The following is a 21,915-nucleotide window of genomic DNA, read 5'->3' as shown; positions in this document are numbered from 1 at the left end:
AAATCCCCCGCGTAAACACCTGCAGGGAGACGTAAACGCTTGCGCAAACGTTTACGTAAGCGTTTACGTCTCTCCTCGGATCGGGTACGGTCCGACCGGGACAACGCCCGGCACGGGCGAGGGAGGGAGCTCGCCCATGGCAACCATGGTCGACGTGGCCCGGAGCGCGGGCGTATCCGTCGCGACGGTGTCGCACGTGCTCAACGACACGCGCCCGGTGCGGCCGGCCACGCGCCAGGCCGTGCTCGACGCCATCGACGAGCTCGGCTACACACCGAACACGCTGGCCAGATCCCTGGTCACCTCGCGTACGCGGTCGATCGGGCTCGCGGTGTCGGCGATCAGCAACCCGTACTTCACGGAGATCCTGCAGGGCGTGGAGGCGGGTGCCCTGGAGCGCGGCTACAGCCTGTTGATCGCGGACCCGCACGACGATCCGGCGCATGAGCGCAAGGTGGTCCAGCTTCTGCACGAGCGGCGGGTGGACGGCATGATCGTCGCGCCCTCCGTGCATCCGGAGGAGCTGCTCGGCTACCTCGGGCGGCACGACGTACCGACGGTGTTCCTGGACCGGCTGGTCGACGGCGACCGCCCGGCCGACGGCGGCGCGGCGCCCGGTTTCGTGTTCGACCAGGTGTGCGCGGAGAACACCGAGTCCGTCGCGCTCCTGGTCAGGCATCTCGCCGAGCTCGGTCACAAGAGGATCGGCCTGGTCGCGGGCCTGCCGGGGCTCAGCACGACGAGCGAGCGGATCTCCGGCTACCGGCTCGGCCTGGCGTACGCGGGCTTCCCCTACGACGAGCGTCTCGTGGTCTCCGGGAACTCCGAGGCGGCGGGTGCCGAGCGCGCCACCGACGCGCTGCTGTCCCTGCCGGCACCGCCGACGGCGCTGGTCACCGCCAACAACGCGATGACCATCGGCGCGCTGCGGGCCGTGCGCGAGAAGGGCCTCTCAGTGCCGGACGACCTGGCACTGTGCTGCTTCGACGACTTCTCCTGGGCGGACCTCTTCTCGCCCAGGCTCACCGCGATCTCCCAGCCCAGCAAGGAGATCGGGGCCCGGGCCGTACGGCTGCTGCTGGACCGGCTGGACTCCCCCGGCCGTGAGGCCCGTACCGTCCGGCTGCCCTCCGCCTTCGTGCACCGCACCTCTTGCGGTTGCCCCGAGAAAGGATCCGATTCGTGATCGTCGTCGCCGGTGAGGCCCTGATCGACCTGGTGCCGAGGGAAGCGGGCGCGCTCGCGGGGCTCGACCCGCGCCGCGGCGGCGGCCCGTACAACACGGCCGTGGCGCTGGGGCGGCTCGGTTCCCCCGCGGCCTTCTGCTCGCGGATCTCGTCCGACGCCTTCGGCGAGGCCCTGCTCGGCGGGCTGCGCGAGGCGGGCGTCGCTGTGTCGTCCGTGCAGCGGGGCGCCGAGCCGACGACCCTCGCCGTCGCGTCGATCGGCGCGGACGGCTCGGCCGCCTACTCCTTCTACGTCGAGGGCACGGCGGACCGGCTGTTCTCGGCGCCCTCCCAACTCCCGGACGGGACAAGGGCGGTGTCGTTCGGTACCTGTTCGCTCGTTCTCGAGCCGGGCGCGAGCGCGTACGAGGAGCTGATGCGGGTCGCGTCCGCGCGGGGCGTGTTCACCGCGCTCGACCCGAACATCCGCTCGGTGCTGATCCCGGACGCGGACGCCTACCGGGCCCGGTTCAAGAACTGGCTGCCGTCGGTGTCGCTGCTCAAGCTGTCCGAGGAGGACGCGCGATGGCTCGGCGGCACTCCGCGCGAGTGGCTGGCCTCGGGCCCTTCGGCCGTCGTCGTGACGCACGGCGGGGACGGGCTGACCGCCTTCACCCGTGACGGCGCGGAGTACGCCGTGCCGGGCGAACCGGTCGACGTGGTGGACACGATCGGCGCGGGCGACACGGTGAACGCCGCGCTGCTGCACGGCCTCGCCGCCCGCGACGCGCTGTCCGGGGCGGCGCTGGCGGACCTGGGCGCGGACGGCTGGGACGAGTTGCTGCGGTTCGCCGCCCGGGCCGCGGCGATCACCTGCTCGCGGGCGGGCGCGGAACCGCCGTATGCCCATGAGATGGGTGCCTTCTGAAGGGCGCGAGCCGTTCGCCTATTCGGCGACCTCTACGAGTCGACCTTCACGAATACCGGCGTCAGCCGCTGACCGCCCGAAGCGCGCCGGGCTGACGGCCGTTGAGGCGGTCGAGCGCGGAGGCGGTTGCGTCGTCGGCGGGCAGATAGACGACCAGGCGCTGGCCGTCGTCCGGCAGGGCGAGCGTCTCGTAGGCGAGGCGCAGCGGGCCGGCTTCGGGGTGGGCGATGCGCTCGGCCCCGGTCCGCCGGGGCATGACGGGTGCGGCGGCCAGCCGGTCGGCGAACACGGCTCCGGCGGTGATCGTCAACTCGTCGGCCAGCGCGGCCACATAAGGGTCGCTGCTCGGAGCCTCGTGCTTGAGGACAGCGATCTGTTCGTCGGCCATGCGGTCCCAGTCCGGAAAGGCGGCTCGCGCCCGCTCGTCGATGAACACGTACCGGATGGTGCTGGGGTGCACACCGTCGAGCAGCCCCAGGGGTGCCACGATCCGCTGATAGCCGCTCGTGTACGCGAGGACATCGCCGAGCCAGTTCAGCAGCACGGCGGCGGTGGGCTCCAGCCGGTCCAGCAGGGCACGCGTGGTGGGGCGCACCGTGCGGCTCGGCGCCATCCCCGCCGAGCACAGCACGGCGTCGTCACCCGACTCCTTCGACAGGCGGCGCAGCAGGATTCGGTCGGGCACGGCCAGCCGCAGCGCGTCCGCCACGGCGCCGAGCACCTGGGGTGACGGATTGCGGTCGCGGCCCTGTTCGAGCCGGGTGAGGTACTCGACGCTGATCCCGGCCAGCGTGGCCAGTTCGGCGCGGCGCAGCCCCGGCGTGCGACGGCGGGGCCCGGTGGGCAGCCCCACCTCGGCGGGAGTGACCGCCTCGCGGCGCGTGCGCAGGAAGGTGCCCAACTCGTTGTCGCTCACCCTCTGAACGTACCAACGCAGGAGCATCGGATCGTGGCCCTGTCACTACCAGTCTCAGCCCGGTCTCCCTCGCGTCCGGCATCTCTCACACAGTGGGGCCCATGACAAACGACAACTCCCCGACCGCTGCGACCACTTCCGCTCTGCCACTGCTCCCCGGCGACTGGGAGCTCGACCCCTTCCACTCCGCCGTGAACTTCACCATCCGGCATCTCGGCATCGCCAAGGTGCGGGGCCGCTTCAGGGATGTGAAGGCGGAGCTGTACGTGGGTGAGTCGGCCGACGACGTCAGGGTGAGCGCCGAGATCGATCTGGCCTCCATCGACACCGGCAACGCCGACCGTGACGCACACACCATCTCCCCCGAGCTGCTCGACGTGGCGAGCCGCCCGACGATGACCTATCGGTCCACTCGCGTCTTCGGGAAGGACGAGGAGTGGTCGATGGAGGGCGAGTTGACCATCGGCGGGGTGACGCGGGTGGTGACGCTCGCCGTGGAGTTCGGCGGCGTGGTGGAATCCGTCGTCGACAACCGCAACCACGCCGGTTTCGAGGCGACCGGCGAGATCCGGCGCAGCGACTACGGTCTGGACTTCGGCGGCGGGATGCTCGGTGACGTCGTCAAGATTCAGCTGGACATGCAGTTCGTCGAGCCGCAGGGGCAGGGCGGCTGACTTTGCAACGCGCCGTGCCCCACGGGGAGTTCCCGTGGGGCACGGCGCGTTGTGCGTGACGTACGGGGCGGTGCCGCCCGGCAGGGTGCCGAGGCTGGGCCGCCTGCCGTGCGGGGCTTCCGTACGCGTACGAACCCGTCTCGGGCTTTACGCGTACGAACCCGTCTCAGGCCTTGCGGGCCCGCGTCGTCTTCTTTGCCGGGGTCGCCTTCTTCGTGACCGCGGACGCCTTCTTGGTGGCCGAGTTGTTGGCGGCCTTGGCCGTGGTGGTCCTGGCCGTCGCCGTCTTCTTCGCCGTCGACTTGGCGGCCACCGCCTTCTTGGCGACCGTCCCGCGCGGGGCCTTCACCTGCGAGGCGTCGCTGACGCGCTCGGCGCCCAGGACCTCACGCAGGAACTTGCCCGTGTGGCTGGCCGGAACCCCGGCGATCTCCTCGGGCGAGCCCTCAGCGATGACGAGGCCACCGCCGGCGCCGCCCTCGGGACCCATGTCGACGACCCAGTCGGCGACCTTGATGACGTCGAGGTTGTGCTCGATGACGATGACCGTGTTGCCCTTGTCGACCAGGCCGGACAGCACGGTGAGGAGCTTGCTGATGTCCTCGAAGTGCAGGCCGGTGGTCGGCTCGTCGAGGACGTAGACCGTGCGTCCGGTGGACCGCTTCTGAAGCTCGCTGGCGAGCTTCACCCGCTGGGCCTCGCCACCGGACAGGGTGGTCGCGGCCTGGCCGAGGCGGACATAGCCGAGGCCGACGTCGTGCAGCGTCCTGAGGTGGCGGGAGATCGCCGGGACGGCCTCGAAGAAGTGCATGGCTTCCTCGATCGGCATGTTCAGGACGTCGGCGATGGACTTGCCCTTGTAGTGGACGTCCAGGGTCTCCCGGTTGTAGCGCGCTCCGTGGCAGACCTCGCACGGGACGTACACGTCCGGGAGGAAGTTCATCTCGATCTTGATCGTGCCGTCGCCGGAGCAGTTCTCGCAGCGGCCGCCCTTGACATTGAAGGAGAAGCGGCCCGGCTGGTAGCCGCGGACCTTCGCCTCGGTCGTCTCGGCGAACAGCTTGCGAACATGGTCGAAGACGCCGGTGTACGTCGCCGGGTTCGACCGGGGGGTGCGGCCGATGGGCGACTGGTCGACGTGCACGACCTTGTCGACGAGGTCGTCGCCGTCCACGCGCGTGTGCCTGCCGGGGACGCTCCTGGCGCCGTTCAGCTCACGGGCCAGGTGCGTGTACAGGATGTCGTTGACCAGCGTCGACTTGCCGGAGCCCGAGACGCCCGTGACGGCCGTGAGGACGCCCAGGGGGAACGACACGTCGATGTCCTGCAGGTTGTTCTCCCGGGCGCCGTGCACCGTGAGCTGCCGGGACGGGTCGCGCGGGCGCCGGATGTCGGGCAGCGGGATGGATTTCTTGCCGGACAGGTACTGACCCGTCCGCGACTCGTCGTTGTCGAGCAGCTCCTTCAGGGAGCCACTGTGCACGACCTTGCCGCCGTGCTCGCCCGCGCCGGGGCCGATGTCGACGATCCAGTCGGCGGTCTTGATGGTGTCCTCGTCGTGCTCGACGACGATGAGCGTGTTGCCCATGTCCCGCAGCCGGACCAGGGTCTCGATGAGGCGGTGGTTGTCGCGCTGGTGCAGGCCGATGGAGGGCTCGTCGAGGACGTACAGCACGCCCACGAGGCCCGATCCGATCTGGGTCGCGAGGCGGATGCGCTGGGCCTCGCCGCCGGAGAGGGTGCCCGCCGCGCGGTTCAGCGACAGGTAGTCCAGGCCGACGTCGACCAGGAACCGCAGCCGTTCGTTGACCTCCTTCAGTACGCGCTCGGCGATCTTCTTGTCGCGTGCGTCGAGCCTCAGCTCGCCCAGGAAGTCCGCGCAGTCGCTGATGGACATGGCGGAGACCTCGGCGATCGACTTCTCCATGACCGTGACCGCGAGGACGACCGGCTTGAGGCGGGTGCCCTCACAGGTGGGGCAGGGCACCTCTCGCATGTAGCCCTCGAAGCGCTCGCGGCTGGCGTCGCTCTCGGCCTCGCCGTGCCGCCGCTTCACGAAGGGGACGGCCCCTTCGAAGGGCGTGGTGTACACGCGCTCTCTGCCGTAGCGGTTGCGGTAGCGGACCTCGATCTGCGTCTTGTGCCCGTAGAGGAGGGCCTTCCTGGCTCTCTGCGGGAGACCGGCGAACGGGATGTCGGTCCGGAATCCCAACGCGTCCGCGAGGGCTCCGATGAGGCGCCCGAAGTAGTCCTTGGTGTGTCCGTGCGACCAGGGGTGGATGGCGCCCTCGTCGAGGGACTTCTCCTCGTCCGGGACGATCAGCTCGGAGTCGACCTCCATGCGCGTGCCGATACCCGAGCACTCCGGACAGGCGCCGAAGGGCGAGTTGAAGGAGAAGGAGCGGGGCTCCAGCTCTTCGAAGGACAGGTCGTCGTACGCGCAGTACAGGTGCTCCGAGTACATGCGCTCGCGCTCGGGGTCGTCGGCGGGGAGGTCGACGAAGTCGAGGACCACCATGCCGCCGGAGAGGCCGAGGGCGGTCTCCACGGAGTCGGTCAGGCGGCGCTTGGCGCCCTCCTTGACCGTGAGGCGGTCGACGACCACCTCGATGGTGTGTTTTTCCTGCTTCTTCAGCGTGGGCGGGTCGGTGAGCTGGATCGTCTCGCCGTCGACCCGGGCCCGGCTGTACCCCTTGGTCTGGAGATCGGCGAAGAGGTCGACGAACTCGCCCTTGCGCTCGCGCACCAGCGGCGACAGGACCTGGAAGCGGCTCCCCTCCGGCAGCTCCAGGACCTTGTCGACGATGGCCTGCGGCGACTGGCGCGTGATGGGGCGGCCGCACTCGGGGCAGTGCGGCTTGCCGATGCGCGCGAAGAGCAGACGCAGATAGTCGTAGACCTCGGTGATGGTGCCGACCGTCGAGCGCGGATTGCGCGAGGTCGACTTCTGGTCGATGGAGACCGCCGGGGAGAGGCCTTCGATGAAGTCGACGTCCGGCTTGTCCATCTGGCCGAGGAACTGCCGGGCGTACGAGGAGAGCGACTCCACGTAGCGCCGCTGTCCTTCGGCGAAGATCGTGTCGAAGGCCAGCGAGGACTTGCCCGACCCCGACAGGCCCGTGAAAACGATGAGCGAGTCGCGCGGGAGGTCGAGCGAGACATTCTTTAGATTGTGCTCGCGCGCTCCACGGACGATGAGACGGTCGGCCACGCCGGTCCGCACCTTTCTTGAGAGAAGTGACAGGGGCGAGGCCCCCGTCTTTTTCAGACTAGGGGGAGCCACTGACAGCGCCGGTCTGGTTTCCCTTGTTGGTAACAATCCCGGACCCCCAAGAATGCCTGACGCCGCACCTGACCATATAGCACGCGCATTCGATTTGCGGGGGTGGTCCGCCACCTTCACCCGTACGTGTGGCGCCGCTATCGTCGGACCCATGAACGATCATGTGCGCGACCTGGCGTCTGTACGTGACGCGACCGAGCGGCTGCTCACCGCAGTCGCCAAACTGGACAACCAATCTGTGGCCGAGCCGTCACGACTGCCCGGCTGGAGCCGCGGCCATGTCCTCGCCCACCTCGCCCGCAACGCGGACGCTCTCGTGAACGTCCTCGAAGGGCGCCCGATGTACGTCTCCGGAGACGCCCGGGACACCGACATCGAGCGGGACGCCCCCAGGCCCCTGGAGACGCAGCTCACCGACCTGCGCGAAAGCGCCGCCCGCTTCCAGGAGGCCGGGGCCGCGCCCGCGGACTGGTCCCGCACGGTGGAGCTGCGCAACGGAGTCACGGATACCGCGTCCCGGGTGCCCTTCCGGCGGTGGGTCGAGGTCGAGCTGCATCACGTGGATCTGGGGATCGGATACGAGCTGGAGGACCTGCCGGAGGAGTTCGTGGAGCGGGAGATCGCCTTCCTCGCGGCCCGCTTCCACGGGCACCCCGAGGTGCCGCACACGCGCGTCACGGACGGCACGCGCGCGTGGAGCACGGGGCGCGACTCCGGAGGCGGCGGTCCGGAAGGAGCGGCAGGCGCCGAAGGTCACCGCGAGGTGACCGTGAGCGGCCCCGCGCCCGACCTGCTCGGCTGGCTCGCGGGCCGCCGCGACGGGACCACGCTGCGCGTCGACGGCGGCCTGCTTCCCGCCCTCCCCCCGCTATAGGCTGAGCGACATGACGTACAGCGGAGCGGTGAAGGTCGGCGGCGCTGCGGATGTGCATGAGCTGCGGGACCTGATGATCTCCAAGGTCGCGGTCGGCCCGATGGACAACAACGCCTATCTGCTGCGCTGCCGGGCCACGGACGAGCAGCTGCTGATCGACGCGGCCAACGACGCCGGCACGCTGCTCACGCTGATCGGTGACGACGGCATCGCGTCCGTGGTCACCACGCATCAGCACGGCGACCACTGGCAGGCGCTCGCGGAGGTCGTGGCGGCCACGGGCGCGCGTACGTACGCGGGGCGTGACGACGCCGGGGGCATTCCCGTACCCACCGATGTCCCGGTCGACGACGGCGACACGATCCGGGTGGGGCGCGTGGAGCTGACCGCGCGCCATCTGGTGGGGCACACGCCCGGCTCGATCGCTCTGGTCTACGACGACCCGCACGGGCACCCTCATGTGTTCACGGGTGACTGCCTCTTCCCGGGCGGTGTGGGCAACACACGTAAGGATCCGAAGGCGTTCGCCAGTCTGATCCACGATGTCGAGACGAAGATCTTCGGCGTACTGCCGGACGAGACCTGGGTCTACCCGGGACACGGCAACGACACGACGCTGGGCGCGGAGCGGCCGCATCTGCCGGAGTGGCACGCGCGGGGCTGGTGAACCGGCCGGCGCCGGAAGCGAGTCGGCGAACCGCCTGACGCCGGGCGGGAGTTGGCGAACCGCTCGACGCCCGGCGGGTGTTGGTGAGGCGTCCGATCTCGTGTGCGGGATCAGCGACCGCGCGCGCCGTCGCGCGCCCCGTGTGAACCGAGCGCACGCGCCCATGCCCCGCGCGCGCTCCCGGCGCATGGGGGGCGCGCGGTCAACTGGATGCGGTCCCGCACAGGATGACGGCTCCTGAGCGGACGGGCCGCCGGCCTTTCGATCCCCGCCCTCGGTCGGCGGCCCCGCCCTGGCAGCGGTGGCCGACGTCCGGCGGCCACCGCCCCGGCCGCCGCTCCCGGCCCCGGCACACATGGCGCGCTGTCGGCGCCTCACGAAGGCGGCCGAGTACTCGGATCGGCTGTCAGGCCTCCGCCTGCCCCGTGCCCGCGAGCGCCGCGACCCGCTCCACCCCGAACACATATCCCTGCACACCGCAGCCCGCGATCACGCCGTCGGCGCGGAGCGAGACGTACGAGTGGTGCCGGAACTCCTCCCGCTTGTGGATGTTGGAGATGTGGACCTCCAACACCGGCAGGCCGTCGCAGGTGTTGAGCGCGTCCAGGATCGCGACGGAGGTGTGCGAGTAGGCACCCGGGTTGATCACGATCCCTGAGTGGTTGAGGCGTGCCTCGTGGATCCAGTCGACCAGCTCGCCCTCGTGGTTGGACTGGCGGAAGTCCACCGTGCCGCCGTGCGCGGCCGCCGCCTTGGCGCACATCGCCTCGACGTCGGCGAGGGTGTCGGAGCCGTAGATCTCCGGCTGGCGCTGCCCCAGGAGGTTCAGGTTGGGGCCGTTGAGAATCATGATCGGGGCGTTGGCGAGGGTGCGGGGCACGGTTCCTCCGGTCCGGTCGGCTGCGTCGGCCCGTTCAGGACCGCTGCTCAGACCCGGTTTATCACGGTGCGCTGACACCGGGACGGCCTCTACCCTCCTGGCATGACGACGCCCGCGTATCCGCCCAAACCCGTACCCGGCGACCGGATAGCCGTGGTCTCGCCGTCCACCGCGCTGCCGGGACTCCTTCCGCTCCCGTACGAGCTGGGCCTGGAGCGGCTGCGCAAGGAGTACGGCCTCGAACCGGTCGAGTATCCGGCGACCCGGAAGATGGGCTCGACGCCTCAGGAGCGGGCCGACGACATCCACGCCGCGTTCGCGGACCCGGACATCAAGGCGGTCATCGCGTCGATCGGCGGCGACGACCAGATCACCGTACTGCCGTACCTGGACAGGGAGTTGATCCGCGCCAACCCGAAGCCGTTCTTCGGGTTCAGCGACAATACGAACCTCCTCGCCTACCTGTCGAACAGCGGAATCGTCGGCTACCACGGTGCGAGCGTGATGACCGAGTTGGGCCGCCCCGGCGCCATGGACCCGCTGACCGCCGAATCCGTGCGAGCGGCTCTCTTCACCTCGGGCGAGTACGAACTGCGTCCGGCCGAGCGATGGCGCGACGTCGACCGCGAGTGGGCGGACCCGGCGACCTTCGAGTCGGAACCGGAGACCCGGCCCGGCACCGGGTGGACCTGGGTCAACCCCGACCGGGCGGTGGAGGGCCGCAGTTGGGGCGGCTGCCTGGAGATTGTGGCCTGGCTGCTGATGGCCGACCGTGAGATCCCGGACGACTCCGTCCACGACGGCGGCGTACTCTTCCTGGAGACCTCGGAGGAGATGCCGAGCAGTGAGGAAGTCTTCCGCATCCTGCGGAGCATGGGCGAGCGCGGGCTGCTCCAGCGCTTCTCCGCGCTCCTGATGGGCCGTGCCAAGACCTGGTTCTTCGAGCGCCCCAACAGCCCTGAAGAGGGTGCCCGTTACGCCGCGGACCAGCGTGAGGCCGTGCTGCGCGCCATGCGGGCGTATGCCCCCGACACCACGATCGTCTTCGATGTGGACCTCGGGCACACCGACCCGCAAATCGTCCTCCCCTATGGAGGCGTGATTCGGGTCGACGGTCCTGCCCGGCGCATCACGGTGACGTACTGAGGACGACCGGGCGCCCGCGCGCCCCCGTAACCCGCGGTGACCGTGGGTAGTTGACGCGGCATGCACCGTGCACGCACAGTAAAGGCCCCTTCCATGCTGCGGCTCGCGGCCGCCTCGCTCGCCGGGACGGCCATCGAGTTCTACGACTTCTTCGTCTACGGGACAGCCGCCGCGCTCGTCCTGGGCCCTCTGTTCTTCCCCACGTTCTCACCGGTGGCGGGGACGCTGGCGGCCTTCGGGACCTTCGGGGTCGGGTTCGTGGCGCGGCCACTGGGCTCGGTCCTGTTCGGGCACATCGGGGACCGGCACGGACGGCGGCCCGTGCTCGTCGTCTCCTTGATGCTGACCGGCGCCGCGACCGTCGCGGTCGGCTGCGTACCGACGTACGACTCCATCGGTACGGCCGCTCCCGTACTGCTCCTTGTGCTGCGTTTTCTGCAGGGGCTCGGGCTCGGCGGGGAGTGGGGCGGTGCGGTGCTGCTGACCGCGGAGCACGCGCCGGCCGGTCGGCGCGGGCTGTGGTCGAGCTTCCCGCAGATCGGGCCCGCGCTGGGGTTCGTCCTCGCCAACGGCGTAATGCTGGTGCTGTCGGCGACGCTCTCCGACGCGCAGTTCGCGAGCTGGGGATGGCGGGTGCCGTTCTGGGCGGCGGGCGTACTCGCGGCGGCCGGACTGTGGCTGCGTTCCTCCCTCACGGAGAGCCCGCAGTTCCTCGAACTGCGGGAGCACGCGCGCGTGCCGCTCGCCGAGGTGGTGCGCGACCACTGGCGGCTCGTGCTGCTGACGGCCGGGGCGCTCGCGATCGGATACGCGGTGTTCTACGCCGTGACGACCTGGTCCCTCGCCTACGCGACCGAGCGGCTCGGGGTGAGCCGCACCGTCATGCTGGCCTGCATCATGGCGGCCGTCGTGGTGAAGGGCGCGCTGACTCCTCTGGCGGCGGTCCTAAGCGACCGCTACGGACGTCGGCCGCTGTGTCTGGCGGGCTGCGCGGCCAGCGCACTGTGGATGTTCCCGATGATCGCGCTGCTGTCGACGGGCGAGCCCCTGCTGATGTTCCTCGGCTTCCTGGTGGCGCTGATCGCGTTCGTCACGATGTTCGCCGTGATCGCCGCGTATCTGCCGGAGCTGTACGAGCCGCGGGTGCGCTGCACGGGTGCCGCGGTGGGCTACAACCTGGGCGGCGTGCTCGGGGGCGCGCTCACCCCGATCGTGGCGACGGCGGTCGCCGAGCAGAGCGGGCGGGTCCCCTGGGGCGTGGCCGCGTATCTGACGGGCATCGCGCTGCTGAGCCTGGGGTGCTTCGCGCTACTGCCGGAGACACGGCCGGTGGGGGTGGTGGCGACAGAGCCGGCCCCGGGGTGAACGGAGTCGGCCACGAGGTGAGGTGGGGCGAGGGGCGGGCGTAAACGCTTGCGTAAGCGTTTACGCGGGCCCTGTGGAGTGCGAGGGCTGCAACAGTGCGTCGGCCACGGAGTGGACTGGTACAGAAATGCGTGTCTCCTAAGGGTTGATCGCCAGCTCCAAGTACGCCGCGAACAGCACCAGATGAACACCGCCCTGAAGCGGGGTCGCCCGGCCGGGGACCACTGTGAGGGAGCTGACCACCACGGTCAGCGCGAGCAGCACCATGTGGGTTGCGCCGAGGCCGAGCACGAGCGGGCCGGAGAGCCAGATGGACGCGACGGCCACGGCGGGGATGGTCAGGCCGATGCTGGCCATCGCCGAGCCGAGGGCGAGGTTGAGGCTGGTCTGCACCCGGTCGCGGCGGGCCGAGCGCAGCGCGGCGATGCTCTCGGGGAGCAGGACGAGCAGGGCGATGACCACGCCGACCACGGAGTGCGGCATCCCGGCCGCCTCCACCCCGGACTCGATGGTGGGCGACACCCCCTTGGCGAGGCCGACCACGCCGACGAGGGCCAGGCCGAGGAGGCCCAGGCTGATCGCCGCGCTCCTGGAGGAGGGGGCGTCGGCGTGGTCGTCCGCGTCGATCACCTCGCCCTGCCGGGTGATCGGCAGGAAGTAGTCGCGGTGCCGCACGGTCTGGGTGGCCACGAACAGCCCGTACAGGACGAGCGAGGAGACGGCGGCGAAGGCGAGCTGGGCCGTGGAGAACTCGGGGCCCGGTTTGCTGGTGGTGAAGGTCGGCAGTACCAGGCTGAGCGTGGCCAGGGTCGCGACCGTCGCGAGGGCGGCGCCGGTGCCCTCCGCGTTGAAGACGGCGAGGCCGTGACGGAGGGAGGCGACGAGGAGGCTCAGGCCGACGATGCCGTTGCAGGTGATCATCACGGCGGCGAAGACGGTGTCACGGGCGAGCGTGGAGCCCTTGTCGCCGCCGTCCGCCATGAGAGTGACGATCAGTGCGACCTCGATGATCGTGACGGCGACGGCGAGGACCAGCGAGCCGAAGGGTTCACCGACCCGGTGCGCGACCACCTCGGCGTGGTGGACAGCGGCCAGCACGGCCCCGGCGAGCACCAGCGTCACCAGGGCGACGACGACGCCGGGCAGATCGCGGCCCCAGGTGAAGGCCAGCAGGACGACCGCGATCGCGGGCACGACGGCCGTCCACCGCACGACGGGTGACCGGAGCCGAACGATCATGCAGCGATCGTCGCAGGCCCGTGCGGGCTCCGCACTCCGGTGGCACGGGGCCCTCGGGGGACGGCGTCGACCGGGCCGGCTTCGGCCGTTGCGGGCGCCGAAGCCCTACTTGAGCTCGCTCATCTCGCGTACGTCGCAGTCGGTGAACGACGGCGGCCTGGTACACAGCGCGGCCAGCTTCTCCGCCATCTTGGTCGTCTCGGGGTCATTGCTGTTGCGCATGGCGTCCTCGTACGACTCGAACTCGATGACGACGAGGTAGCGATCGGACCTGTTCCGGTCCTGCAGGACCATGCGGTGCGTGGGGCCGCCGCCGCTGCGGCCGGCGGCGCGCTTCTCGGCCTCCTGGATCAGTTCCCGCATCTCGTCCATGCGCTCGGTCTCGAAGTCGATGATCTGCACGAACTTCATGGGTGCCTCCACCCGGCCAGGCGCCCCCGGGCCGGGGAGCGCTCAGCACACAAGCAAGCACCGGGAGCGGTACTCGGCAATTCGCCGGGCAGCGCTCCCGATGCTGGTTGTGTCTACGTCCGACGCGGTCAGACGTCGATGCTGTCCTTCGGAGCCTCTTCGGCCGCCTGCTTCTTGGAAGCCATCAGGCTGGTGATCGTGGTGACCACGAGGACCGCGCAGATCACGCCGAGGGAGACCGGGATGGAGATCTCCGGGACGTGGACGCCGGACTCGTGCAGCGCGTGCAGCACCAGCTTGACGCCGATGAAGCCGAGGATGACCGACAGGCCGTAGCTGAGGTGGACCAGCTTCTTGAGGAGTCCGCCGATCAGGAAGTACAGCTGCCGCAGACCCATCAGCGCGAACGCGTTGGCCGTGAAGACGATGTACGGGTCCTGCGTCAGACCGAAGATCGCGGGGATCGAGTCGAGCGCGAAGAGCACGTCCGTGGAGCCGATCGCGAGCATGACCACCAGCATCGGCGTCATGACCCGCTTGCCGTTCTGCTGGATCCACAGCTTGGTGCCGTGGTAGCGGTCGGCAACACCGAAGCGGTGCTCGGCGGCCTTGAGCAGCCGGTTCTCCTCGTACTCCTCGTCGTCCGCGTCGGCCCGGGCCTCCTGGATCAGCTTCCAGGCGGTGTAGATGAGGAACGCGCCGAAGATGTAGAAGACCCACGCGAAGCTCGCGATGATCGCGGCACCCGCGGCGATGAAGATCGCGCGCAGGACGAGGGCTATGAGCACACCGACGAGGAGCACTCGCTGCTGGTACTGCGTCGGCACCGCGAACTTCGCCATGATCAGGACGAAGACGAAGAGGTTGTCGACGCTCAGCGATTTCTCGGTGATGAAGCCAGCGAAGAACTCTCCGGCGGGCTGACCTCCGGAGAAGACGAGCAGTCCGAGGCCGAACAGCCCGGCCAGGACGATCCAGACGACCGTCCAGATTCCAGCTTCCTTGATCGATACGTCGTGCGGCTTGCGGCCGATGAAGAAGTCGACCGCGATGAGGGCGGCGAGGCCCACGATCGTCAGGACCCACAGGGTCAGGGAAACATCCACTGCGCCTCCGGCAGTACGTAACGGCAGATTTCAGCGTCGTCGCTACCGGAGGTCTCTTCCACCCGATGCGTCCTGGGGCGCGTGATGCGCCTGGTGCGCTTCGGGCCGACGCCCCGGGATCTGGCCGGATCCGTATTGACGGGCACGCCGCAGCAGGTAGGGAGTACTCCCCTCCGTACGGACGACAGTACCCCAATCACCAAGGAAAGGTAAAGGGATTGGCAAAGGAAAGACCAAATCCCCTGGTCAGGGGACTTGGCGAACTCTTGGTGCAGTGCGCGGGAGCGCTCAGCGGTTCCAGGAGCGGCGGGCTGCCGCGACCTGGGTGAGGACGTGCTGGAGCACCTGGCTGCCGGGCGGTACGCGCGAGGGATCGTAGGTCCACGCGTGCCCGACCCACGGGTCGGCAAGGTGATCGTCGGGCACCGGGGTGAGCCGGAGCAGCGAGCGCCACAGCGGGTCGAGCAGCGGTCCGTAGGCGGCGGCGTCCTCCCGGTCGGCGACCATCATGAGATGGACGCCGACGGCCGGTCCCTCGTCCGCGAGGTAGCGCAGCTGGGTCACGGCCCGGTCGTCAAAACCGTGCGGGAAGTCATTGACGATCAGCAGCTGCTCGGCTGTGTCGAGGTCGGGCGGCAGCGAGTCGGCGGCGCCGCCGCGTATCGCCATCTGCACCAGGTCGACGCGCTGCGTGAGCCGGGCCAGTACCTCGTTCACACCCGCCGCACCGGTGGCGGGCGGGCCGCTCAGTACCCCGGTCTGCACGAGCGGCGCGAGCGCCGAGGCGCCGGAGCCCGCCGGGTCGATGACATGCACTGTGTACTCGCCCGCCGGATAGACGGCGAGCAGCCGGGCCGCGTGCGCCACCGCCGTGTCCATGGCGAGGCGGCGCAGTTCGTCGGAGTCGGTGAGTGAAGCATCGAGGGATGCGGCGCGGCCGCTGTCGATCCACAGGCCGCGCTCCAGCGGCAGCCGTACCAGCATCGGAATGCTGACGCCGGCGCTCTCGGGCAGGTGGAGGTCGCCGAGGCGCAGGGCCATGGGGATCTCCATCGGTACCCGATAGCCCTGCCAGACGGGGCTGTCCCAGCGTGCGAAGGCGGCCGGCAGCGCGGGCTCGACGACCTCGGCCTCGGCGGTGAGCTGCGCGAGGTCGCGGTCGAGCGCCTCCCTGGCCCGGTCGATCAACTGGCCGTGCTTGGCGCGGGCCGCCTCGCGTGCGGCGTCGCCCTGTCCGCCGATGCGGCTGCGCGGGTCGGACAGGACCTTGTCGAGCTCCTGCTCCAGGCGCGATTCGGCGAAGTCGACCGCGCTGCGGTACGCCGCCGTGGTGCGGGCCAGGTCCTCGAACATGCCCCACACCTGGTTGTAGAGGCGCTCCTCCATGGACCAGCCGGTGGCGTCGCCCGCGACGGGCTGCGCGGGCTGTCCGGGCCGGGCCGGGGGCGCGGTCGGCGGGGGCGGCGGGGGCGCGGCGGCCTGCCGGCCGGGGTGGCTGTAGTTGACGGGGCCGCCGGCTCCGGACGCGGCGGGCTGTGTGACAGCCGACGGGTCCGACTGCGCGGGTCCTCCGGGGTAGCCGGCCTGCGGCGTCCCGTGCCCGGGAGTGCCGGACGCCGTGGATCCCTGCTGCCCGCCCTGGTGTCCGTGCTGCGGTGAGACGTGACCGGGGGCGCCCTGGGGCGTGGCTTCGCCCTGGTCCTGGCCGCGTGCGGGTGTCGCGGCGTGCCGCGAGCGGTCGCCCTCGGCCGTCCGCGGCGGGGGTGCGGCCACCGAACGCGCGAGGCCCTGGGCGACCGCCTCGTTGATGCTGCCGGCGAGCTGGTGGGCCTGGGGGAGGCCCTGGTCGGCGAGGAGTTCGGCCAGGCCGCCCGCGTATCCCTGGCCTACGGCGCGCACCTTCCAGGCGTCCTGCCTGCGGTAGAGCTCGAGTGCGACTACGGCCGACTCGGCGTCGAGGCCCGTGATCGTGTAGCTGGCGACCTCGGAGCCGTCGAGTCCGGTGACCGCGACGAAGGGCGCGGCGACGGCGCCGAACCGAACCGGACCGCCGCCCCCCGACGGCAGCGCGAGCAGCACACTGACCCGGTGCACCGTCTCGGGCAGGGCGTCCAGGTCGCAGGCAAGGCGGTGGTCGGCCGCCGCCTGCTTGGACACCTCGAGGCCGGGCAGAGTGGGTGAGCCCGGGTGGGCCACCCACTCGACACCGTGCACCTTGCCCTGCTCGTCGCTGAGCGTGGCCCCGGCCACGACCGGTTTACCGGCCGACACCCGGATCTCGAGTCGGGCCTGGGTGAGCGGATGGTTCTGCCCACGGACCAGCTCAGCCGTCATCGCCTTCGTTCCCCCTATGTACTCGTGCGCCGGGTGCCTGGCTGTCTACAGGTGCGGCAGGATCGCCGGCATCAGGTCCTGGAAGGTACGGCCGTTGGCCGGCGTACCGAGCGCGGTCATCTGCCAGCCCGTGCCCGCACGGTGGACCTTCGCCATGATCTGCGCCGTGTACTGACCGCCGCCTGCCAGGGTGTAGCGGGCCAGCTCCTGGCCGTTGGTCTCGTCGACCAGGCGGCAGAAAGCGTCCTGCACCTCCTGGAACGTCTGGCCCGTGAACGAGTTCACGGTGAAGACGATCTGGTCGATGTGGACCGGGATGCGCGCAAGGTCGACGAGGATCGCCTCGTCGTCGCCGCCCTGGCCCACACCGCCGACGAGGTTGTCACCGGTGTGCCGCACGGAGCCGTCGTCACTGACGAGGTGACGGAAGAACACCACGTCGACCGGCTGCTTGTCCGCGAACAGCACGGCGGACGCGTCAAGGTCGATCTCCCTGGTGCGAGAGCCGAACAGGCCACGTCGCGGGGCTGCCTGCCAGCCGAGCCCCATGCGCACCGCGGTCAGCGTGCCTCCGTCGTTCTTCTGCAGACTGATGGCCTGACCCTTGGTCATGTTGACCGTCACGCGCTGTTCCCCTCTCGGACTGTCCCCTGTTGCCGCAGAATCCTGCGGTTGACCAGCAACCCTACGCAGGGCCACTGACAGCGCCGAACCCTGGTGCACACTTTGTGTCGGTCTTGCAACACAGTGCGCCATCCCGGGTGTCAGGCGATACCGGCTTCCTTCATCTGCCGCAGCTCCTTCTTCATCTCCGAGACCTCGTCACGCAACCTGGCGGCGATCTCGAACTGCAGGTCCGCGGCGGCCGCGCGCATCCGCTCCGTCATCTCCTCGATCTGCCCGGCGAGTTCGGCCGAGGGGCGGTCGGTCGGCACGGTCTCCTTGGCCTTGCCCTTGGCGGACTTGGCCCCCTGGGCGGCCTTCGAGCCGAGCGCGGGCACGGGGGCCTTGGCGCCCTTGCCGTCCTTCGACTGGCGGTAGCCCGAGCCGAGCAGCTGCTCCGTGTCGACGTCCTCGCGGGCGATCTGCGCCACGATGTCGTTGATCTTCTTGCGGAGGGGCTGCGGATCGAGGCCCCGCTCCTTGTTGTAAGCGACCTGCTTCTCCCGGCGGCGGTTGGTCTCCTCGATGGCCTTCTCCATGCCTGGGGTGATCTTGTCGGCGTACATGTGGACCTGACCGGACACGTTGCGCGCCGCGCGGCCGATGGTCTGGATCAGTGAGGTGCCGGAGCGCAGGAAGCCCTCCTTGTCGGCGTCGAGGATCGCCACCAGGGAGACCTCGGGCAGGTCGAGGCCCTCCCTGAGGAGGTTGATGCCGACGAGGACGTCGAACTCGCCGGCGCGCAGCTCGCGCAGCAGCTCGACACGGCGCAGGGTGTCGACGTCGCTGTGCAGATAGCGGACCTGGATGCCCAGTTCGAGGAAGTAGTCGGTGAGGTCCTCGGCCATCTTCTTGGTGAGGGTGGTGACCAGGACGCGCTCGTCCTTCTCGGTCCGCTTGCGGATCTCGTGCACCAGGTCGTCGATCTGGCCCTCGGTGGGCTTGACGACGACCTCGGGGTCGACGAGGCCGGTGGGGCGGATGATCTGCTCGACGAAGCCGTCCCCACGCGAGAGCTCGTACTTGCCCGGGGTCGCGGACAGGTAGACGGCCTGGCCGATGCGCCCCTGGAACTCCTCCCACTTCAGGGGGCGGTTGTCCAGCGCGGAGGGCAGCCGGAAGCCGTGGTCGACGAGGGTGCGCTTGCGGGAGGCGTCGCCCTCGTACATGGCACCGATCTGCGGGACGGTGACGTGCGACTCGTCGATGACGAGCAGGAAGTCGTCCGGGAAGTAGTCGAGGAGTGTGTTCGGCGGGGAGCCGGGCTCGCGGCCGTCGAAGTGCATCGAGTAGTTCTCCACGCCGGAGCAGGAGCCGATCTGGCGGAGCATCTCCAGGTCGTACGTCGTGCGCATCCGCAGCCGCTGGGCCTCCAGGAGCTTGCCCTGCTTCTCCAGCTCGGAGAGGCGCTCCCCGAGCTCCTTCTCGATGTCGTTGACGGCCCGCTCCATGCGCTCGGGTCCCGCGACGTAGTGGGAGGCCGGGAAGACGTACAGATGCTGGTCCTCGCTGATGATCTCGCCGGTGAGCGGGTGCAGCGTGGAGAGCGCCTCGATCTCGTCGCCGAACATCTCGATGCGGACGGCCAGCTCCTCGTAGACCGGGAAGATCTCGATGGTGTCGCCGCGGACGCGGAACGTGCCGCGCGCGAAGGCCATGTCGTTGCGCGTGTACTGGATGTCCACAAAGCGGCGCAGCAGGTCGTCGCGGTCGATCTCGTCGCCGACCTTGAGCGGGACCATGCGGTCCACGTACTCCTGCGGAGTACCGAGACCGTAGATGCAGGAGACCGAGGCGACCACGACGACGTCTCGGCGGGTGAGCAGCGAGTTGGTGGCGGAGTGGCGCAGGCGCTCCACCTCCTCGTTGATCGAGGAGTCCTTCTCGATGTAGGTGTCCGACTGAGGGACGTACGCCTCGGGCTGGTAGTAGTCGTAGTACGAGACGAAGTACTCGACGGCGTTGTTCGGCAGCAGCTCGCGGAATTCGTTGGCCAGCTGGGCGGCCAGCGTCTTGTTCGGCGCCATGACGAGGGTGGGGCGCTGGAGCTTCTCGATCATCCACGCGGTGGTGGCGGACTTGCCGGTGCCGGTTGCACCGAGGAGGACGACATCCTTCTCACCTGCCCGGATGCGCCGCTCGAGCTCGGCGATGGCAGCGGGCTGGTCGCCGCTGGGCTGGTAGGGGCTGACGACCTCGAAGGGCGCCACCGTGCGTTCGATCTTGGATACGGGCCGCATGGAATCCACCGTACGACCCCGCACTGACAACGGGGCGGGATCACCACCTCTGCGGGGTGCGGGAGCCGGGGTGCCGGGAGCGCCGGCGCGGACCGGCCGCCGGCCGGCGGCCGGTGTGGCGGACCGTGTGGGCCGGTATGCCGGGCTTCTGCTCGACGGAGCTCCAGTCGGGCTTGCCCATGACCATCAACGGGTCGAACATCACGACGACGCCGGCCAGCAGCAGGAAGGCGAGAGGGCCGATCATCAGGGGGGCCAGAAGGGCCGCGGGCGACTCCCCTGCGGGGTCGCTGGCGGCACCGTGCAGATGAACGCTGAGGGCGGCCATACCCGTGTAGTGCATGCCGCTGACGGCGAGGCCCATGACGAGACTCGCGCCCACGCTCCACAGGAAACCCCGGACCTGTCCCGCCGCCCATAGCGCCGCGATCGCGGCGACGACGGCTATGACGACCGAAGCGGCGACGGTGAAGGTGTTGTACTCGAGCTTTCCGTTGAGTCGCATTCCGGCCATGCCCAGGTAGTGCATCGAGGCGATGCCGAGGCCGGTGATGGTGCCCCCGGTGAACAGGGCTGTTCCGGAGGCTCCCTTGTAGCCGACGATGAAGATCCCGATGCCGACCATGACGATCGCTACGCCGAGGCTCGCGAACGTCGTCAGTTTGTCGTAATGGATCGGGGTTCCCTGAACGGAGAACCCCATCATCGCGATGAAGTGCATGGTCCAGATGCCGGAGCCGATCGCCGTCGCGCCGAGCGCGAGCCAGCCCGGCCGCCAGGAGCGGGTGACGAGCATCGATCTCGTGGTGCAGCGCAGGCCCAGCGCTCCGCCGAGGCAGGCCATCAGGTACGCCACCAGCGGCGTGACGAGCCCGTAGCTGAATCCGTCGACCGTGCCCTGCATGCGCGGTTGCCCTTCCGCCCTGTTGCGTCCCGGAATTTTGTGAATTGCCCCCGTCCCAGGACCGCCACGGCCGCCGGGGTTGACGCAGAGAGTATGACTCGCCCCGGAACGGTCGAACGATTTTCCGGCAAAGAATCACGGCCTTGCCGTAGTTGTGCGGCACACGTGAGCGGCCTTGGGCAACTCCATTCAATCTGTGGCCATCCTGCACCCCCCTACTGTTGACCCTCTGCTGTCACTCTGGGACGGTCCGTGAACCCAGACGCAAGGAGTACGCATGCACGCGCGCGCTGCCGCCGCCACGACCACCGCGCTCCTGGGAGCCGCCATCGCTGTTCTCCCCGTCCCCGCCGCCCACGCCGCACCCGACACCGACGAGCCTCTGGTCATCGCCCACCGCGGCGCCTCGGCCTACGCCCCCGAGAACACGCTGGCCGCCGTCGACAAGGCGGCCGACCTCGGATTCCGCTGGGTCGAGAACGACGTCCAGCGCACCAAGGACGGCGAGCTCGTGGTGATCCACGACGACAGCCTGACCCGCACGACCAACGTCGAGGAGGTCTTCCCCGAGCGGGCCCCCTGGAAGGTCAAGGACTTCACCGCGGCGGAGATCGCGCGCCTCGACGCGGGCAGCTGGTTCAGCCCGCGCTACGCGGGCGCGCGCGTGCCCACGCTGGAGCAGTACATGAACCGGGTTTCACGAAACCACCAGAAACTCGTCCTGGAGATCAAGAACCCCGCGCTCTACCCGGGCATCGAGCGGGAGACCCTCAAGGTCCTCAGCAACGAGGGCTGGCTGGGCCCGGCCCACGTGCGGAGCAAGCTGGTCATCCAGAGCTTCAGCGCGGACTCCGTACGGACGGTGCACGCGCTGCGGCCCGACATCAAGACGGGCTTCCTGGGCACACCATCGGTCGCGGAACTGCCCGCGTACGCGCAGTTCGCCGACCAGATCAACTCGTCGCACACGACCATCTCCCTCGGTTACGTCGCCGCGATCCACGCGTTCGAGGGACCGCACGGCGAGCCGCTGGAGATCTTCACGTGGACCGTCGACACCGCGGAGGGCACGCGGCGCGTCGCGGACTTCGGGGTGGACGGCGTCATCACGAACAAGCC

18 protein-coding genes are annotated in these 21,915 nt (G+C 69.7%); 8 read left to right on the top strand and 10 right to left on the bottom strand.

The window, feature by feature from the left end; all coding sequences use genetic code 11:
* Nucleotides 1–136 precede the first annotated feature (136 nt).
* A complete protein-coding gene (locus tag GAS53_RS16975; RefSeq protein WP_151478441.1) occupies nt 137–1,186 on the top strand; it encodes a LacI family DNA-binding transcriptional regulator in 1,050 nt (349 codons plus the stop codon).
* The gene (locus tag GAS53_RS16970) at nt 1,183–2,094 is read left to right on the top strand and encodes a carbohydrate kinase family protein (protein ID WP_151478440.1); all 912 of its coding nucleotides are present in this window, start codon (nt 1,183–1,185) and stop codon (nt 2,092–2,094) included. Before GAS53_RS16975 ends, GAS53_RS16970 begins: the two co-directional genes overlap by 4 nt.
* Before the next feature lie 61 nt (nt 2,095–2,155).
* Here the strand turns inward: GAS53_RS16970 and GAS53_RS16965 are convergent, their stop codons facing one another.
* Nucleotides 2,156–3,010: a helix-turn-helix domain-containing protein gene (locus GAS53_RS16965; RefSeq protein WP_151478439.1), complete on the bottom strand. Its 855-nt coding sequence runs from the start codon at nt 3,008–3,010 to the stop codon at nt 2,156–2,158.
* Between the two features lie 101 nt (nt 3,011–3,111).
* On the opposite strand from GAS53_RS16965, the gene GAS53_RS16960 reads away from it, so the two are divergent.
* Nucleotides 3,112–3,684: a YceI family protein gene (locus tag GAS53_RS16960; protein ID WP_151478438.1), complete on the top strand. Its 573-nt coding sequence runs from the start codon at nt 3,112–3,114 to the stop codon at nt 3,682–3,684.
* A 166-nt stretch (nt 3,685–3,850) separates the two neighbouring features.
* Here the strand turns inward: GAS53_RS16960 and uvrA are convergent, their stop codons facing one another.
* Nucleotides 3,851–6,895 (bottom strand): excinuclease ABC subunit UvrA, encoded by a 3,045-nt coding sequence (uvrA, locus tag GAS53_RS16955; RefSeq protein WP_151478437.1) that lies wholly within the window; start codon nt 6,893–6,895, stop codon nt 3,851–3,853.
* A 223-nt stretch (nt 6,896–7,118) separates the two neighbouring features.
* Between uvrA and GAS53_RS16950 the strand changes: the two genes are divergently transcribed.
* Both GAS53_RS16950 and GAS53_RS16945 read left to right on the top strand, forming a co-directional pair.
* The gene (locus GAS53_RS16950; RefSeq protein WP_151478436.1) at nt 7,119–7,841 is read left to right on the top strand and encodes a maleylpyruvate isomerase family mycothiol-dependent enzyme; all 723 of its coding nucleotides are present in this window, start codon (nt 7,119–7,121) and stop codon (nt 7,839–7,841) included.
* Nucleotides 7,842–7,851: 10 nt separating this feature from the next.
* On the top strand, nt 7,852–8,508 hold the full coding sequence (locus GAS53_RS16945) for an MBL fold metallo-hydrolase (RefSeq protein ID WP_151478435.1): 657 nt from the start codon (nt 7,852–7,854) through the stop codon (nt 8,506–8,508).
* A gap of 406 nt (nt 8,509–8,914) precedes the next feature.
* Here the strand turns inward: GAS53_RS16945 and aroQ are convergent, their stop codons facing one another.
* Nucleotides 8,915–9,388 (bottom strand): type II 3-dehydroquinate dehydratase, encoded by a 474-nt coding sequence (gene aroQ / locus GAS53_RS16940; protein WP_151478434.1) that lies wholly within the window; start codon nt 9,386–9,388, stop codon nt 8,915–8,917.
* Between the two features lie 102 nt (nt 9,389–9,490).
* Between aroQ and GAS53_RS16935 the strand changes: the two genes are divergently transcribed.
* On the top strand, nt 9,491–10,534 hold the full coding sequence (locus tag GAS53_RS16935; RefSeq protein WP_151478433.1) for a S66 family peptidase: 1,044 nt from the start codon (nt 9,491–9,493) through the stop codon (nt 10,532–10,534).
* Between the two features lie 60 nt (nt 10,535–10,594).
* On the top strand, nt 10,595–11,899 hold the full coding sequence (locus tag GAS53_RS16930; protein ID WP_151478432.1) for an MFS transporter: 1,305 nt from the start codon (nt 10,595–10,597) through the stop codon (nt 11,897–11,899).
* 138 nt (nt 11,900–12,037) lie between these two features.
* Here GAS53_RS16930 and GAS53_RS16925 read toward each other — a convergent pair whose 3' ends face one another.
* From GAS53_RS16925 to GAS53_RS16895, 7 genes are all read right to left on the bottom strand, one after another.
* The gene (locus tag GAS53_RS16925; RefSeq protein ID WP_151478431.1) at nt 12,038–13,138 is read right to left on the bottom strand and encodes a calcium:proton antiporter; all 1,101 of its coding nucleotides are present in this window, start codon (nt 13,136–13,138) and stop codon (nt 12,038–12,040) included.
* Nucleotides 13,139–13,243: 105 nt separating this feature from the next.
* Complete coding sequence (locus GAS53_RS16920; RefSeq protein WP_151478430.1) at nt 13,244–13,549, bottom strand: DUF1330 domain-containing protein; 306 nt, start codon at nt 13,547–13,549, stop codon at nt 13,244–13,246.
* A 128-nt stretch (nt 13,550–13,677) separates the two neighbouring features.
* Nucleotides 13,678–14,655, bottom strand: a complete 978-nt coding sequence (locus GAS53_RS16915) for a TerC family protein (RefSeq protein ID WP_151478429.1) — start codon at nt 14,653–14,655, stop codon at nt 13,678–13,680.
* Nucleotides 14,656–14,943: 288 nt separating this feature from the next.
* Nucleotides 14,944–16,989 carry a TerD family protein gene (locus GAS53_RS16910; protein WP_151478428.1) on the bottom strand — a complete coding sequence of 682 codons (2,046 nt, stop codon included), beginning with the start codon at nt 16,987–16,989 and terminating at the stop codon, nt 14,944–14,946.
* A 45-nt stretch (nt 16,990–17,034) separates the two neighbouring features.
* Nucleotides 17,035–17,613, bottom strand: a complete 579-nt coding sequence (locus GAS53_RS16905; protein ID WP_151478427.1) for a TerD family protein — start codon at nt 17,611–17,613, stop codon at nt 17,035–17,037.
* Nucleotides 17,614–17,753: 140 nt separating this feature from the next.
* Nucleotides 17,754–19,892 (bottom strand): excinuclease ABC subunit UvrB, encoded by a 2,139-nt coding sequence (gene uvrB / locus GAS53_RS16900; protein ID WP_151478426.1) that lies wholly within the window; start codon nt 19,890–19,892, stop codon nt 17,754–17,756.
* Nucleotides 19,893–19,932: 40 nt separating this feature from the next.
* On the bottom strand, nt 19,933–20,796 hold the full coding sequence (locus GAS53_RS16895; RefSeq protein WP_151478425.1) for an MHYT domain-containing protein: 864 nt from the start codon (nt 20,794–20,796) through the stop codon (nt 19,933–19,935).
* A gap of 277 nt (nt 20,797–21,073) precedes the next feature.
* On the opposite strand from GAS53_RS16895, the gene GAS53_RS16890 reads away from it, so the two are divergent.
* Nucleotides 21,074–21,915 (top strand): glycerophosphodiester phosphodiesterase (locus tag GAS53_RS16890; protein WP_151478522.1); only part of this gene is annotated, 842 nt, incomplete at its 3' end.

Source organism: Streptomyces albicerus, from assembly GCF_008905045.1.
Taxonomy (GTDB): Bacteria; Actinomycetota; Actinomycetes; order Streptomycetales; family Streptomycetaceae; genus Streptomyces; species Streptomyces albicerus.
The sequence above is the reverse complement of the archived record's forward strand: the minus strand, read 5'-3'. Positions and strand labels throughout refer to the sequence as shown.

What these genes read in the sequence shown, in the direction of transcription:
- GAS53_RS16930 (WP_151478432.1), top strand. Translation starts at nt 10,595, where the DNA reads ATGCACCGTGCACGCACAGTAAAGGCCCCTTCCATGCTGCGGCTCGCG.
- GAS53_RS16920 (WP_151478430.1), bottom strand. Translation starts at nt 13,549, where the DNA reads ATGAAGTTCGTGCAGATCATCGACTTCGAGACCGAGCGCATGGACGAG.
- GAS53_RS16945 (WP_151478435.1), top strand. Translation starts at nt 7,852, where the DNA reads ATGACGTACAGCGGAGCGGTGAAGGTCGGCGGCGCTGCGGATGTGCAT.
- GAS53_RS16935 (WP_151478433.1), top strand. Translation starts at nt 9,491, where the DNA reads ATGACGACGCCCGCGTATCCGCCCAAACCCGTACCCGGCGACCGGATA.
- GAS53_RS16925 (WP_151478431.1), bottom strand. Translation starts at nt 13,138, where the DNA reads ATGATCGTTCGGCTCCGGTCACCCGTCGTGCGGTGGACGGCCGTCGTG.
- GAS53_RS16895 (WP_151478425.1), bottom strand. Translation starts at nt 20,796, where the DNA reads ATGCAGGGCACGGTCGACGGATTCAGCTACGGGCTCGTCACGCCGCTG.
- GAS53_RS16910 (WP_151478428.1), bottom strand. Translation starts at nt 16,989, where the DNA reads ATGACGGCTGAGCTGGTCCGTGGGCAGAACCATCCGCTCACCCAGGCC.
- GAS53_RS16950 (WP_151478436.1), top strand. Translation starts at nt 7,119, where the DNA reads ATGAACGATCATGTGCGCGACCTGGCGTCTGTACGTGACGCGACCGAG.
- uvrB (WP_151478426.1), bottom strand. Translation starts at nt 19,892, where the DNA reads ATGCGGCCCGTATCCAAGATCGAACGCACGGTGGCGCCCTTCGAGGTC.
- GAS53_RS16975 (WP_151478441.1), top strand. Translation starts at nt 137, where the DNA reads ATGGCAACCATGGTCGACGTGGCCCGGAGCGCGGGCGTATCCGTCGCG.
- GAS53_RS16960 (WP_151478438.1), top strand. Translation starts at nt 3,112, where the DNA reads ATGACAAACGACAACTCCCCGACCGCTGCGACCACTTCCGCTCTGCCA.